We start from the raw sequence: 15,030 nt of genomic DNA, 5'->3' as shown, positions 1-15,030 counted from the left end.
GCACAAAAGTAACCTTTTAAAGGTTCTCACAAAAGTTTAAAGTTCAGGTGGTTTAGCAGGAGTTCATTTTATGAAGGTTAGGGTTCAAAAATGCCATTTTAGAATTGTAATTTTGCATTCAAATTTATGCTATGCTTAGCTTTTTTGCGAAATACAAATTCTTTGCAATCTTTCTTTTTGTACTGTCGGCGATAATCATCACCATCATTTACAATATCCTAAAACCCACAGAAAGATTACCCGTGTACCAGCCAAGTATGGTAAACATTGAACTGGTAGATTCTACCATGCAGGAAGTACGAAAATATCACACCATCCAGGATTTTAAGTTGTACAACCAAAACGGGGACACTATTACGCAGGATTTTTACAAAGACAAGATCTATATAGCCGATTTTTTCTTTACCACCTGCCAAACGATTTGCCCTATCATGACAGACCATATGCTGCAGATACAGGAAAGGCTGAAAAATGATGAAGATGTGCTTCTTCTTTCGCACACGGTGATCCCCAATTATGACAGCGTGCCGGTACTTAGAAAGTATGCCGATGAAAAAGGCGTTATAGATGAAAAATGGAATCTCGTGACCGGCGATAAAAAAGAAATTTACGACCTGGCCAGAAAATCTTACCTGGCAGCAAAAAGCACTGGTGACGGTGGCCCTTTTGACATGATTCACACCGAAAATTTTGTGCTGGTAGATAAAGAAAAGAGGATTAGAGGCTTTTATGACGGAACAAACCCCACTGCGATTGAAGACCTTATGCACGATGTGGAGGTGCTGAAAAATGAGTACAAAGAAGCCGAATCTGATTAGGAAAACAGCATTTAAAAATCTTTTGTGGATGCAAGTTTTTCTAATAGTAGATTTTGCCTTATTTTTGTCTTGTTTAAAATCAATCTAAATAAACATTGATCACCACTATTGCCGATCTTAAGCGTGGCCAGCGAGGCATCATCAAGGAAATTTCAGCCGAATTAATTCCGCTAAAACTTCTGGAGATGGGTTGCCTTCCGGGAAATGAAGTTCTTCTGGTACAAACAGCCCCGTTTCGGGATCCGCTTTATCTTAACATAAACGGCAGTCACCTGGCGATACGTAAAGAGACCGCCATGCACATCGAAATAGAAATTCTTCCGTAGTCATGGCCAAACAATTGAATGTTGCATTAATTGGCAATCCTAATACAGGGAAAACATCAGTATTTAATCAGCTTACCGGCCTTAACCAGCAGGTAGGAAATTATCCCGGCATCACCGTAGAGAAGAAGGAAGGCGTAAGCAAGCTATCCCGCAATGTAAAAGCGCATATCCTGGACCTTCCCGGCACCTATAGTCTTAACGCATCTTCGCTCGATGAAAATGTGGTGATTGAACTGCTGCTCAACAAAAATGATAAAGATTATCCCGATGTTGCAGTGGTGGTAAGCGATGTTGAAAATTTAAAAAGGAACCTGCTGCTTTTCACGCAGATCAAGGATCTGGAAATTCCAACCATCCTGGTCATCAACATGGCCGACAGGATGAAGCGCAAAGGAATTTCACTGGACATTCCTTTACTTGAAAAAGAATTAAAGACCAAAATTGTTCTTGTAAGTGCAAGAAAACGCACCGGAATAGATGAGCTGAAAGAGCACATTATCAATTACCGGCATATTTCTACAGAACCCTGTCTCAACGCATCCAGGATGGACCCCGAGTATTTTGACAGGTTACAAAGTACATTCCCTAACCAGTCGCTGTACAAACTTTGGCTGGTAATTACACAGGATGTCAACTTCGGAAATGTAAACAGGAACAGCGCCCCTCTAAGAGAAGATTTCGTTACCAAAGACGCAAGCACGCTTAAGAGGATGCAGCAAAAGGAAACTATACTGCGCTACCAGTTCATCAACAACGTCCTGAAAAAGGGGATGACCGTGGATGTTAATGCTGCCAAAGGATTGCGCGCGCAAATGGACAGGGTCTTAACCCACAAGGTTTGGGGTTATGTGATCTTCTTTGCCATTCTCTTATTGATCTTCCAGGCGATTTACGACTGGTCGAGCTACCCAATGGATTTTATTGATGCGACCTTTGCGAAGCTGAGTGAAGTCACAAGAACGGCAATGCCGCCGGGACCGTTTACCGATCTTATAGCCGAAGGAATTATTCCCGGCCTTGGCGGTATCGTAATATTCATTCCTCAAATCGCATTCCTGTTTTTGTTTATCTCCATTTTGGAAGAAAGCGGATATATGAGCAGGGTAGTCTTTCTAATGGACAGGACCATGCGCCGCTTTGGGCTTAGTGGAAAAAGTGTTGTGCCGCTGGTTTCGGGAACTGCCTGTGCGATTCCTGCAGTAATGGCCTCCCGGAATATTGAAGACTGGAAAGAAAGGCTTATCACCATTCTTGTTGTGCCATTTACAACCTGTTCGGCCAGGTTGCCGGTTTACCTCATTATCATTGCCCTTGTAATTCCCGATGAATCATTTATGGGATTCAACCTTCAGGGGTTAACCCTCATGCTCCTTTATCTCCTCGGATTTGGAATGGCCATAGGATCGGCCTGGATATTGCACAAGCTCCTCAAAATAAAAAGCAAGTCTTATTTCGTCATTGAAATGCCCAACTACAAATTGCCATTGTTAAAGAACGTGGGAATTAATGTAGTGGAAAAAACAAAAGCTTTTGTATTAGGCGCCGGAAAGATCATCCTTGCTATTTCTATTATCTTATGGGTGCTTGCAAGTTATGGCCCGGGAGATAACTTCAGCAATGCAAGAGAGATTGTTGAAACCAAATACAGTGAAACCTACCTGCCCGAAGAAGAGATTGACGAATTAGTCGCCTCATATAAACTTCAGCACTCATACATTGGCAACATTGGAAAAGCTATTGAACCGGCGGTTGCTCCTTTAGGATACGACTGGAAAATTGGTATAGCTATTGTGAGTTCTTTCGCGGCAAGAGAAGTTTTTGTGGGCACCCTCGCCACAATTTACAGCGTGGGCAGTGATGAGGAAGAAACGATTAAGTCCAGAATGGCATCAGAAACCAACCACATCCTGGGAGGCCCGCTCTTCACCTTTGCCAGCGGTGTGAGTTTGCTGTTATTCTATGCCTTTGCCATGCAGTGCATGAGTACACTGGCAATTGTAAAAAGGGAAACCAACACCTGGAAATGGCCTGTGCTACAGCTGGTGTCTATGACTGTGATAGCCTATGTTGCAGCCTTACTGGCCTTTCAGATTTTAAAATAAGACTATGGAATTACTACAGGAAATACTCGTCTTTATCACCTTCACAATAGCTGTTGGATACATGTTCACCAAATTTGTATACAAACCGAAATTCATTTTTGGCGGGAAGAAAAAGGCTGATAAAGCCTGTGGCACCGGCTGCGGAAGCTGTCACTAATCGATTTACAAAAGTGTGGCAGGCAACCTGATACAATAGATCTAAAGGAAAATCTGTAGTAGTTTCAGCTGAAGGACCTGTTTTTCCAAAGCTTTTATTAATGGCACGAGCCTGCTGCCCCATATCATTACATCTTCTTCATGTTATTCACCAGCTCTGTAATTACCCGTAAGGGTTGAACCTCATAGAGTAAGATGCAGGTACCTCTATAATTTTGCCTGTTAATCAAAAAGACGAATGACAGAATCAGAATTTTAGCTCAATCCAACATCCAGGGTCATCATCACCATAAATCCGCCAATAAATCCCAGGGTAGCAATATCGGTGTACCGGTCCTGTTGAGATTCGGGTATTACTTCTTCGACCACCACAAAGATCATTGCTCCGGCTGCAAAACACAGGGCATAAGGCAAAATTGGCTCAAAGGTCATCACTGCCCAGGCTCCCAGTACTGCTGCCACAGGCTCCACAATAGCCGAAAGCTGCCCGTAATTCCAGCTCTTCCAACGGCTCATGCCCTGCCCTCTTAGCGGTGTGGCCACAGCAAAGCCTTCAGGAAAGTTTTGCAGTCCAATACCCACTGCCAAAGCTACCGCACCACCTATGCTGGCTCCTTCAAGCCCCATTGCAGCACCGCCAAACAGCACCCCTATAGCAAGACCTTCAGGAATGTTGTGCAGGGTTATTGCAAGGGTAAGCAACACCGATTTGTGCCACGGGGTTTTCACCCCTTCCTTATCGGCCATTCTAAAATTTACGTGAAGGTGGGGCAACACCTTGTCCATTCCAAAAATGAATAGCGCTCCCAGGCCAAAACCTACCACTGCGGGGACTACTTTTTCAAAGCCTTCGCCTTTACTCATCTCAATGCCTGGTGCCAACAGGCTCCAAAAACTTGCCGCTACCATTACTCCTCCTGTAAAACCCAGCATGCCATCAAAAAGCGCACGATTCATCGTCTTAAAAAAGAACACAAAAGAGGCGCCCAGCGCAGTGAGACCCCAGGTGAATAAAGTGGCTAAAAATGCCGCCATTACAGGATCTAAAGTTTCAAAATATGCAATTATTTCATCCATTACTCCACAGGTTTTACAAATAAATTGTTTGAAATGCTCTTAGACACATGCAGGTCTTCATCATTGATCTTTATGAACAGGGACTCATCATAAGCTTCCCGGTGTACAACTGTGACCGATTTGCCAAGAGCAATATTATTTTTATCAAGGTATTGAAGGAATTCGGTAGAAGAATCTTTTACGCCTACACATATACCCGATTCTCCTTCCTCAAGGTCGGCCAACAGCACCTTATTGGCAATTCTGAAGTTACCTTCAGCATCGGGAATAGGGTCGCCATGTGGATCTCTCTTCGGAAATTCCAGGAATTTATCGAGTTCTTGAGTAAGTTTTTCAGATTTGATGTGTTCAAGCTGTTCAGCAATATCGTGTACCTCATCCCAGCTGAAGTTTAGTTTCTCCACCAGGAAAACCTCCCAGAGCCGGTGTTTCCGAATCACTTCAACGGCTGCCTTGTGACCCTTATCGCTCAGCTGCACACCCTGGTACTTTCGGTATTTCACCAGTTTCTTCTCAGAGAGTTTCTTCAGCATATCGGTGACCGAAGAAGCTTTGGTCTCCATTTCCCCGGCCAATGCGTTAGTGCTCACCCCGGCCGGGTAAATTTTTTCAAGATGAAAAATGGTTTTTAAGTAATTCTCTTCAGAAAGACTAAACATAAAAGCGATGTTTTTTTGTGTATCAAAACTACATTTTTTATTCATCATAAACAATTTTTAGCCTTACCTAAAATTGTTTAAAGATTTGCAAAAAAACATACTGATGAAAACACTCTTCTCCCTACTCCTTTTTCTATCCTGCTTGAGCCTTTACAGTCAAACTGCAGAAATCACCGGCCTGGTAACCTATAAAAATGACCCTGTGCCCCTCGTTAATGTTTATCTTGAAGGCACCACAATTGGCACCACGACCAACAACAAGGGCGAATTTTTTATGAAAGCTCCCTTAGGTCACCATGAAATTATCTTACAGGCCATAGGCTTTAAGACTGTACAAAAACATCTTGATGTACTTAACCATGACCCTCAAAAACTGAATTTTTCCCTGCAGGAAGATGTTACCGGTTTAGACCAGGTTGTGATCTCCGCCAGCCGTAACGGGCAGCTTAGACACACGGCTCCCGTAATAGTCTCTGTAACTTCTGAAAAAGAATTTAATGCCACCCAGTCTATCAGCCTTAGTGACGGACTCAATTTTCAGCCAGGGTTAAGAATGGAAACCAACTGCCAGAACTGCGGTTTTTCACAGGTGCGAATGAATGGTCTTGACGGGGCATATTCGCAGATCCTCATTGACAGCCGCCCCGTCTTTAGCGCCCTTAACGGTGTCTACGGGCTTGATCAAATCCCGGCCAATTCTATTGAAAGAATTGAAGTGGTGCGAGGCGGAGGATCGGCACTTTATGGCTCAAATGCCATTGCCGGCACCATAAATATTATCACTAAAATTCCTACGGAAAATTATTATGAAATAGCCGGAAACCTTGCCGCCATTAACGCCGAAGCCGGCGACAGGGCTATTACCATGAATACTACGGTTCTTTCTGACAACTACAACGCCGGGCTCAATGCCTACGGAATGTTTAGGGATCGCAATCCTTATGACCATAATGAAGACGGATATACCGAACTTACTACCGTTGAGAATAAAACCTTCGGATTTAAATCATTTTACACGCCGAATGACCGCAGCAGGCTAAGTCTTGATTTTCACACCACTCACGAATTCCGTCGCGGCGGCAATAAATTGCATCTTCAGCCTTTTGAAGCAGATATTTCCGAGCAGATTTCAAGTGAAGTGCTTGGAGGAGGGCTTACTTACGCGGCTTCTTCCAGGAGCAGGGACATTAGATATTCTGTTTACGCTACTACCCAACTTTCCAAAAATGACAATTTTTATGGGGGCCAGAGAGAAACTTCCGAAGAAAGCCTGAAGGGCTACGGCAATTCCATGGACAACACTTACCTGCTGGGAACACAATTTTCTTTTGATCAGGAGAATTTCCTTGGCTCACCCGCCACTTTCACTACTGGATTTGAATTCAAGAACAACCTCATGCGAGACCGCAAGCCCGGTTATAACGCGTACATCAATCAAAACCTGAACATTCTTGGCATCTACGCACAACAGGAATGGCAGGCGACCGGCAAATTTAAAATCCTGGGTGGCCTGCGTGCCGATTTTCACAACGCAACCGATGAAAATGTGGTGTTCAACCCACGAATAAATCTATTATTTTCTGAAAGTGAACATTTACAATTCCGGGCCAGCTACGCCAGGGGTTTTAGGGCGCCACAGGTTTTTACTGAAGATATTCACGCCAGGATCGCTGCAGGAGAAGTGAGCCTGGTCACATTTGCCGATGATCTTCAATCAGAAACCTCACATAGTTACCTGGCTTCCGCAGAATGGAACAAAACCACATTAGATGAAAATTACCGGCTCACGCTCGAAGCTTTTTACACCCGGCTACAAGACCCGTTTATTCTGGAGCGCATTTCTGAAACCACTTTCGAGAAAAGCAACGGCGAAGGGGCCAATGTTTACGGAATAAATCTTGATGTGGTTGTGGCTCCAAATGAAAACTGGATCTTGCAAATGGGCGGCACGCTTCAAAGATCCAAATACGATTTTCCTGTCCAATTTAGTAATGATCCTTCTGTACCTCTCAAAAATGCCAAAAATTTCTTTAAATCGCCTAATCTCTACGGAAATTTCATTCTTACGTATGCGCCTGTAAAGCAGTGGCAAAATAATATTTCAGGAGTCTATACAGGCAGCATGTATGTGCCTCACCTCGCAGGTTATATTGAAAATGATCGTCTTGAAAAAACTGAAGGCTTTATGGAGATCAACCTTAAAACCGCATACATCTTCAAGTTTTCCGATGAATTTCAGCTTGAACTAAATGCAGGGCTTCAGAATATTTTTAACGAATACCAGCAGGATTTTGACCTGGGCGTTGAGCGGGATGCGAATTATGTTTACGGTCCCACCCGCCCCCGAACGATTTTTGTTGGATTAAAATTTGGTAACAGGCTGCTGCAGTAAATATTTAAAAGCCTCTTTCCTTCTGTATTTGCTCATATGCTTCCTGCACCTTTCGGAATTTTTCTTCGGCGCCCTTGATGTAGGCTTCATCCATATGCTGAATCTTGTCGGGGTGATATTTCTTGGCCATTGTTCTAAAGGCCTTTTTCACCTCGGCATCGGTAGCCGATTTATCAATTTCAAGAATTTTGTAGGCATTATCGGTAGTTTTGAAGAACATGGCATAAAGACTCTCAAAATCTTTCGCCCCAATTCTCAAATGCCCGGCAATCTGTCTTATTTTTCCGACTTCGGCCTGGCTCACATTGCCATCGGCGTTGGCTATACTAAACAAGAAGTGAACTATTTGTAAACGCGCCGCATACTGTGTACGGGCTGCTAAAAATGCAGAAATCCGCCTCTCGTCGAGTTCACGATCTTTTACAACCTCGTTAAAAGTGCGAAAAACGGCATTTGCACGATCTTTTCCGTAAGCCTGGACAAAGTAATTGCGCACATAATCCATCTCTTTCTGGCTCACCTGCCCGTCGGCCTTGATTACAATAGCCGACAGGGTTAAGAGATGAAGTTCAAAATCTCCGGGGGTTACACGCTCCTCTTCATTCGAAATTGTGAATCCGCCTTTGCGGTTGGTAAGAGCATCTATAAGGCTTCCTATAATAAATCCGAGGATGGCTCCACGAATACCATAAAACATAAAACCGACAAAAGCGGCAAACCATTTGATCATTAGGGTACTTTTGGGCTGCAAAGATAACATTTTACAACTTCTTTCTTTTAGCAGAGCAGCTTGCGAGGCTTTAACTTTCGAAAATTTATGCTCTTACTTTTATTTGGTATCTTTGTGTCTTTAGTTTTAACGAAAAAAAATTGATATATGTATCCACCCGAATTAGTTAAGCCAATGCGTGAGGATCTCACCAGTGTTGGGTTTGAAGAATTACATACAGTAGAGCAGGTTGATGAGGCAATTGCCAGAAAAGGTACTACCCTGGTGGTGGTGAATTCTGTTTGCGGTTGCGCCGCGGCAAATGCCCGTCCTGCAGCAAGAATAAGCTTGCAAAACAGCAAGAGACCAGACAATTTGGTCACTGTTTTTGCAGGAGTAGACCGTGAAGCTACAGAAAAGGCCCGCGATTATATGGTACCGTTCCCTCCATCTTCACCTTCTATGGCTTTGTTTAGAGATGGCGAATTGGTGCACATGCTGGAGCGTCATCACATTGAAGGTCGCCCTGCCGAACTTATCGCTGATAATCTTACTGAAGCTTACAACGAATTCTGCTAAGAACTGTTAGCTACTGAAAGTACAGCCTGTCAAAAATGTCATTTTTGACAGGTTTTTTTGTGCCATTACCTGAAGTACAACAAATATCCTGAAATAATCCATGCTGCCTGAATTCTGTTTTGCACGGCAGGAATTAAATGCAGAAATTGCAGCCTTTGCAAGCAAGTGAAAATGAAAACTTTCAAAAAGATCCTTTCCTACCCGCTGTCGGTAGTTTTTTACACCTTCTTTTTTCTCAACCTGCTGGTATTCCACCTCATACAATGGTTATGTTTTAACCTGGGAGGATATCAGCCCCACAAAAAGAGCGTTGACATCTTTAATTTCTTTTTGCTGCGCTGCCTCAATGTTCTTGGCACCCGCTTCAGCATAGAGAATGAATATAACCTGCCTACAGACAGACCGTGTATCTTCGTGGCAAACCACCAGGGTATGTACGATATTCCGCCTATCATCTGGCATTTCAGGAAACATCATCCCAAATTTGTGAGTAAGAAAGAGCTGGGCAGGGGGATTCCGAGTATCTCCTATAACCTTCGTCACGGCGGAAATCTTCTTATAGACCGAAAAAATGGTCGCGAGGCTCTGGTAAAAATGAGCAAATTTGCCGATTACCTCAACCAGAATAATAGATCGGCAGTTATTTTTCCTGAAGGAACCCGCAGCCGCACCGGGGCTCCCAAAAAATTTGCCGTCCAGGGTTTGCAGCTGCTCATCAAAAAAATGCCTGAAGCCGTTATTGTGCCCATTACCATCAACAACAGCTGGAAATTGTTTCGCTACGGAAGCTTTCCCATGGGCATAGGCGTTCACCTCAAGCTTAAGGTTCACGAACCGGTTTCAGCAAAATCAGATACTCCCGATGCCCTTGTGGCCCAGGTTGAACGCAGCATTACCGCCGACATCATCTAAAAATGCCATTTTTAACACCTTATGAATAAAGACCAGATCATTGCCAATACTGTTGATTTCGTTAAGGAAAAATTGAAAAATGCTGAAGGCGGTCACGACTGGTTCCATATTGAACGGGTATTCAAAAATGCCGAAATCATTGCCGCTTCCGAAGAAGTAGATGGGTTTATCGTGGCGCTTGGCGCCCTGCTTCACGACATTGCCGATTCCAAGTTCCATAACGGCGATGAAACTATAGGCCCCAGAATTGCACGACAATTCTTACACGAACAACAGGTGCGCGAAGATGATATTCTTCATGTAGAGAACATCATCAAATGGATTTCCTTTAAAGGAGGAAATGAAGCACAAGAATTTCGCTCTCCCGAACTTGATGTAGTACAGGATGCCGATCGCCTCGACGCTCTTGGCGCCATTGGAATTGCCCGTACCTTTAATTATGGCGGCCACAAGGGCCGGCCCATCTTTGATCCCGATGTAAAACCGAATCTCCACATGAGCAAAGAAGAGTACAAAGCTTCTTCAGCCCCAACAATAAATCATTTCTACGAAAAACTTTTCCTGCTTAAAGATAGGATGAATACCAAGACGGGAAAAAAATTAGCCGAAGAACGTCATGATTTTATGGTCGGGTTTCTTGAGCAATTCTATAAAGAGTGGGGACTACCCTCTCAAAAATGGCATTTTTAGAACAGCTTCATCTGGCCATCTTTATACTGCTCGTGCAAATCGCAATTTAAAACCGGGCGCCCCCTGTCTTTAAGGTAAAGCTTTCGGGCAATAGCAAACTGCTGCGCCACCTGGTCGGCTATGTTTCCATCTCCTTTCATTCGGGTTCCAAAGCGACTGTCGTTGAGATTTCCGCCGTGGCATTCTGCAATTTGATGCAACACTTTATCTGCCTTTCCCGGCATGGCCTTCCTAATCCATTCTGAAAATACCTCTCCAATAGCCCCATTCAGTCGTACCACCGTATATCCCACTCCGTAGGCTCCTCTTTCTGAAATCTCTTTGACCAGGGGCAGGATCTCATGACTGTTTATAGATGGAATTATAGGAGCCATCATCACGCTTACCGGAATACCATGCGATTTCATCACTTCTATGGTTTGAAGTCTTTTCTTAATACTTGCGGTACGGGGCTCCAGGAGTTGCCGCGTACGTTCATCCAAAGAGGTGATGGAAAGATTCACCCGAACAAGGTTGTCCTTTGCAAGTTCTGCCAGAAGCTCCACATCCCGCTGAATTAAAGCATTCTTAGTAATTATGCCGACCGGATGCTTGTACTTGAGGAATACCTGTAACAACTTTCGGGTAATCTCAAGTTTGCGTTCTACAGGTTGGTAGCAGTCTGTGTTTCCCGAAAGCACAATGGGAGCCGCTTTCCAGCTTTTACTGCGCAATTTTTGCTCTAAAAGCTCCACCGCATTCCTCTTGACCAGGATCTTCTTTTCAAAATCAAGGCCCGCCCCATACCCCCAATACACGTGAGAATTTCGCGCATAGCAGTATACACACCCGTGTTCGCAGCCCTGGTATGGGTTTAGGGAATATTCCATCCCCACATCGGGACTGGTCACTTTATTTACTATGGTCTTGGGAAAAGTATCAATAAAAGAGGTTTTTGAAGAAGTTGCCTCTTCTCCTTCTGCCGCACAGTAGTTTAAAAAATCATTGCGAACTTCATAAGAAAGCGCATCAAACCTGTTCTTTACCTGATGTTGCGCCCCTCTTCCCTTGATAAACTCGTTCCCCTGCATAAGGGTCAAAAATAGGATTTTTTCCGAATAAATGGATAAACTCCAAAGTTAATTAAAACAAAAAAGCTCCGGATGAGCCCGAAGCCTTTTCTCAAATCTCATATTTAAAATCTGATATCTAAATTATTTCCCGGGAAAATCAGCCTTTCTTTTGTTTAAAAATGCTGAAGTTCCTTCCTTGAAATCTTCGGTTCCAAAAGAGCTTCCGAAGCCATCAATTTCCACTTCAAATCCATTAACTCCCACTTCATAATTGGCATTTACAGCCCGTATAGCTGCCGAAATTGCCACCATAGAATTGTTCATGATCTTTCCTGCAATTTTTTCAGCAAGCGGAATGAGATCTTCGGGTGCGGTAACGTGGTTTACGAGCTGGTAATCTAACGCCTGTTGCGCATCTATCATCCCTGCTGTCATAATCATTTCCATAGCCCTGCCTTTGCCCACCAGCTGCGGCAATCTTTGCGTACCTCCATAACCTGGAATTACTCCCAAAGAAACTTCAGGTAATCCCATTTTAGCTTTGTTGCTGGCAATCCTAAAATGTGCTGCCATGGCGAGTTCGAGGCCGCCGCCAAGGGCAAATCCGTTTATTGCAGCGATCACCGGCTTTGGAAAATTGGCAACCACATCAAATAATTTCTCCTGACCTTCAGCCGCGAGACGCCGACCTTCTTTTTGAGAAAATTCAGCAAATTCACTAATATCGGCACCGGCAACAAAAGCCTTTTCGCCGCTTCCGGAGAGAATGATCACTTTAATATCGTGGTCTTCCCTGGCCGATTCAAAAGCCTCGTTAAGCTCCTCTATGGTAGCTTTGTTGAGGGCGTTTAACTTTTTTGGGCGGTTAATGGTAATGTAGCCAATGTTGTTGTTCTCTTCGAACAGAATATTTTCAAAATTCATAATTAACTATTTTGGAAAATGCACCTTAAAGATAGTGCCTTTATTTAATTTAGACGAAAACTCAATGCTTCCGCCACAACTTTCAACTATGTTTTTCACCATGGCGAGGCCCAGACCCATTCCGCTGGATTTGGTGGTGAACTTGGGCTCAAAGACCTTCTCTTTATTCTCTTCGGAAATTCCCACCCCATTATCTGACACTATTAGGCAGGCACGGTCTTCTTCCTGGGTCACCGTTACCAGCACCGCCGGATGTTCCTCTTTTTCTACAGCCTGCACCGCATTTTTCACAAGGTTTGTGACTACCCGAATAAGCTGAGTACGATCAAACTTGGCCACTATTTCTTCTTTTTCCGAAGAAAAAAGGATGTAATCTTCATTGAAAATATCGAGTGCCAGTTTTACTATTTTTGGAACATTTAGCGTCTCATTTTGCTGCGCCGGCATCTTGGCAAAATTTGAAAAGGCCGAAGCAATAGAGCTCATCGTATCGATTTGCGTGATCAAGGTATCGCTGAACTCGTCTACCTTTTGCTGCATTTGCGGATCGTTGGGATCAAATTTTCTCTGGAAGCTTTGCACGCTTAAACGCATGGGGGTAAGCGGATTCTTGATCTCGTGCGCCACCTGTTTTGCCATCTCGCGCCAGGCCTGCTCGCGCTCACTGGTAGCCAGTTTGGCTGCACTTTCTTCCAGCTCGTCGATCATTGAATTATATGCCGCCACGAGCGTATAGATCTCTTCACTTACATTGCCAATCTCAATCTTTTGGTTCTTCTTGTCGAGCCGGGTTTGATGTATCCTTTCCGAAACTGTTTTTAAACTGCGGGTAATATATTTGGAAAGGAAGTAAGCCAGTAATATTGCCAGCACCAGCATAAACAAGTACACCTCGGTAAGCTTTACAAGAAAGTTTCTAAGGTCGCGGGTGATGAAGTAATCATCTTCGAGATACGGCAGGTTGAGAATGGCCAGGGGCCTGAATTTATTGTCGGTAATATAGGTGTAAGAAGACTGAAATCTTTTGTCATTTTTGACTGTTTGCCGAATGATCCTCTTTCTCGAGGACGATTCCAGCTGTTCAAGCACACTATTACTCAGCCGAAGATCGGTGGTGTCGGGGAAAAAAGACTGGTTTGATTTTAAGATGAGATCTCCCTCAAGACTGTAAATATTAATAGGCATATTGTGCACCTGGGAAATCTCATGAATCTTGTCCCGTTCCTTTAAAATAAGGTAGAGATTTTCTTCACTAACTTCATAGGTAGTACTCTCTACTACGAACTTGATATGCTCTCTTATTGCCTCTTCTTTGCGCTCAAGCCTTTCTTTATGATAATCCTGGGCTTCCTGCTTGTACTGCAGCACTGTTATTCCTCCAATAAGGATTGACGCCAGCAGCACCAGCACAATCATAGACAGGAATATTCGGGTTCTTAAAGAAAACTTCAAAAAAGATGGTTTTAAAATGCCAAAATACGCAACAATAATTGAACCGTTCTAATGCCCTTCGTTTCTTGTGCGTATGCGTTTATACATTTTCACTCCCAGCATTAACATTGCAGCAAGTAAAAAGATGCCTATTAAGCCAAAGATCCAGTTAAACGCATCTTTAAGAATAACAAGAAATACTACCGCAAACAGGATAAGAGTTGACCCTTCATTCCAGAGCCTCATTTGGTTAGAAGTCCAGGTAGCTTTATCACTTTGCAGTTGCTTAAAGATGTGATGACTTTTGCCATGATAGGCAAAAAGGAGCAACACAAAAGTAAGTTTTACGTGCATCCAGGGCATTTGGAGCCAGTCTGGCATCAGGATAAGCAGCCATACTGCAAACAAAGTAGCGAGTACAGCCGAGGGCCAGGTGATGATATACCACAACCTCCTGGTCATGATCTTTAATTGATCGCTTAAAATGCTCTTTTCAGGTTCGGGCTTATCAAGGGCTTCGATGTGGTAAATAAACAGCCTCGGAATATAAAAAAGTCCGGCGAACCAGGTGATCACAAAAATGAGGTGCAGCGACTTGATGTAATTGTAGTATTCCAATTTATGCTGAAGGTTTTTTATTGGGGTTTAGGTGTGTGTGGAAGATGGCAAAGATAAGCACCAAAGTGCCTGTCAACCTGTAAATCATCACATATGGAAATTTTTTTAAACCAATTTCTCTAAATCCCTTCCTTTTTAGTTGAAAAGCTTCAGGATTTGTCTTCAAATATTCGGTAGTGTTTTCAACTTCAGAAGTAAATTCATCTCCTAAACCTTTCTTTTGATCTTCATACCATGAATATGCTTTGAACAAATCTCGCTGAGCCTCCTCCCGGAATTTCACTTTATAATTCATAAGAATCGTTAAGATTCTTTTTGACTTCTTCCCACGTATATGATTTACCTCTGCTTTGAAGATGATCTTCGTACCTCCTCATCAACTCCTCCTCCTGTTCGGCAGAAATACTTAATTCTTGAGAAAGTTCTGTATATGCATCCAGGCCATACTCTTCACCGGCTTCAGAAACTCCAAAGAGTAATTCTTCTACCTTTTTTAAAATAACCTCATTCTCACAAGCGATTATCTTTTCCAGAAGTTCTAATTTTAACTTATCCTTTTCCATAGTATATCAAAGATAATGAAAA

Annotated in this window: 17 protein-coding genes; 7 read left to right on the top strand and 10 right to left on the bottom strand. The window is 43.3% G+C overall.

The window, feature by feature from the left end; all coding sequences use genetic code 11:
- The first annotated feature begins 131 nt into the window (after positions 1 to 131).
- The 3 genes from VS868_RS07640 to feoB all read left to right on the top strand — a co-directional run bounded on the left by VS868_RS07640 (position 132) and on the right by feoB (position 3,246).
- Positions 132 to 818, top strand: a complete 687-nt coding sequence (locus VS868_RS07640; RefSeq protein ID WP_266070832.1) for an SCO family protein — start codon at positions 132 to 134, stop codon at positions 816 to 818.
- Positions 819 to 913: 95 nt separating this feature from the next.
- Positions 914 to 1,144 (top strand): FeoA family protein, encoded by a 231-nt coding sequence (locus tag VS868_RS07635; protein ID WP_265165116.1) that lies wholly within the window; start codon positions 914 to 916, stop codon positions 1,142 to 1,144.
- A 2-nt stretch (positions 1,145 to 1,146) separates the two neighbouring features.
- Entirely contained in the window at positions 1,147 to 3,246 is a 2,100-nt protein-coding gene (feoB, locus tag VS868_RS07630) for a ferrous iron transport protein B (protein WP_345599747.1), read from the top strand.
- A gap of 13 nt (positions 3,247 to 3,259) precedes the next feature.
- On the opposite strand, the gene VS868_RS07625 is transcribed toward feoB, so the two are convergent.
- From VS868_RS07625 to VS868_RS07615, 3 genes are all read right to left on the bottom strand, one after another.
- Positions 3,260 to 3,526: a hypothetical protein gene (locus VS868_RS07625; protein ID WP_345599746.1), complete on the bottom strand. Its 267-nt coding sequence runs from the start codon at positions 3,524 to 3,526 to the stop codon at positions 3,260 to 3,262.
- 131 nt (positions 3,527 to 3,657) lie between these two features.
- The gene (locus VS868_RS07620; protein WP_266070835.1) at positions 3,658 to 4,479 is read right to left on the bottom strand and encodes a ZIP family metal transporter; all 822 of its coding nucleotides are present in this window, start codon (positions 4,477 to 4,479) and stop codon (positions 3,658 to 3,660) included.
- Complete coding sequence (locus VS868_RS07615) at positions 4,479 to 5,138, bottom strand: metal-dependent transcriptional regulator (protein WP_345599825.1); 660 nt, start codon at positions 5,136 to 5,138, stop codon at positions 4,479 to 4,481. Before VS868_RS07615 ends, VS868_RS07620 begins: the two co-directional genes overlap by 1 nt.
- Positions 5,139 to 5,241: 103 nt before the next feature.
- On the opposite strand from VS868_RS07615, the gene VS868_RS07610 reads away from it, so the two are divergent.
- Entirely contained in the window at positions 5,242 to 7,530 is a 2,289-nt protein-coding gene (locus VS868_RS07610) for a TonB-dependent receptor (protein ID WP_345599745.1), read from the top strand.
- 4 nt (positions 7,531 to 7,534) lie between these two features.
- On the opposite strand, the gene VS868_RS07605 is transcribed toward VS868_RS07610, so the two are convergent.
- Complete coding sequence (locus VS868_RS07605) at positions 7,535 to 8,260, bottom strand: TerB family tellurite resistance protein (RefSeq protein ID WP_345599744.1); 726 nt, start codon at positions 8,258 to 8,260, stop codon at positions 7,535 to 7,537.
- Positions 8,261 to 8,407: 147 nt separating this feature from the next.
- Between VS868_RS07605 and VS868_RS07600 the strand changes: the two genes are divergently transcribed.
- From VS868_RS07600 to VS868_RS07590, 3 genes are all read left to right on the top strand, one after another.
- On the top strand, positions 8,408 to 8,818 hold the full coding sequence (locus VS868_RS07600) for a BrxA/BrxB family bacilliredoxin (RefSeq protein WP_266070838.1): 411 nt from the start codon (positions 8,408 to 8,410) through the stop codon (positions 8,816 to 8,818).
- Positions 8,819 to 8,989: 171 nt separating this feature from the next.
- The gene (locus VS868_RS07595) at positions 8,990 to 9,730 is read left to right on the top strand and encodes a lysophospholipid acyltransferase family protein (RefSeq protein WP_266070839.1); all 741 of its coding nucleotides are present in this window, start codon (positions 8,990 to 8,992) and stop codon (positions 9,728 to 9,730) included.
- A 21-nt stretch (positions 9,731 to 9,751) separates the two neighbouring features.
- On the top strand, positions 9,752 to 10,420 hold the full coding sequence (locus tag VS868_RS07590; RefSeq protein WP_266070840.1) for an HD domain-containing protein: 669 nt from the start codon (positions 9,752 to 9,754) through the stop codon (positions 10,418 to 10,420).
- Here VS868_RS07590 and VS868_RS07585 read toward each other — a convergent pair.
- The 6 genes from VS868_RS07585 to VS868_RS07560 all read right to left on the bottom strand — a co-directional run bounded on the left by VS868_RS07585 (position 10,417) and on the right by VS868_RS07560 (position 15,008).
- Entirely contained in the window at positions 10,417 to 11,490 is a 1,074-nt protein-coding gene (locus tag VS868_RS07585; protein ID WP_345599824.1) for a PA0069 family radical SAM protein, read from the bottom strand. The genes VS868_RS07590 and VS868_RS07585 overlap by 4 nt on opposite strands.
- Before the next feature lie 123 nt (positions 11,491 to 11,613).
- Positions 11,614 to 12,396 carry an enoyl-CoA hydratase-related protein gene (locus VS868_RS07580; protein ID WP_266070841.1) on the bottom strand — a complete coding sequence of 261 codons (783 nt, stop codon included), beginning with the start codon at positions 12,394 to 12,396 and terminating at the stop codon, positions 11,614 to 11,616.
- A gap of 6 nt (positions 12,397 to 12,402) precedes the next feature.
- Complete coding sequence (locus tag VS868_RS07575; RefSeq protein ID WP_266070862.1) at positions 12,403 to 13,812, bottom strand: ATP-binding protein; 1,410 nt, start codon at positions 13,810 to 13,812, stop codon at positions 12,403 to 12,405.
- A gap of 84 nt (positions 13,813 to 13,896) precedes the next feature.
- Complete coding sequence (locus tag VS868_RS07570; protein ID WP_266070842.1) at positions 13,897 to 14,445, bottom strand: CopD family protein; 549 nt, start codon at positions 14,443 to 14,445, stop codon at positions 13,897 to 13,899.
- A 1-nt stretch (position 14,446) separates the two neighbouring features.
- Complete coding sequence (locus VS868_RS07565) at positions 14,447 to 14,740, bottom strand: type II toxin-antitoxin system RelE/ParE family toxin (protein ID WP_266070843.1); 294 nt, start codon at positions 14,738 to 14,740, stop codon at positions 14,447 to 14,449.
- On the bottom strand, positions 14,730 to 15,008 hold the full coding sequence (locus tag VS868_RS07560) for a hypothetical protein (protein WP_266070844.1): 279 nt from the start codon (positions 15,006 to 15,008) through the stop codon (positions 14,730 to 14,732). The genes VS868_RS07565 and VS868_RS07560 overlap by 11 nt, the downstream gene beginning before the upstream one ends.
- Between the last annotated feature and the right edge of the window lie 22 nt (positions 15,009 to 15,030).

Source organism: Salinimicrobium sp. 3283s (assembly GCF_039602225.1).
Lineage (GTDB): Bacteria > Bacteroidota > Bacteroidia > Flavobacteriales > Flavobacteriaceae > Salinimicrobium > Salinimicrobium profundisediminis.
This window is presented reverse-complemented; position numbering and strand designations above follow the sequence as displayed.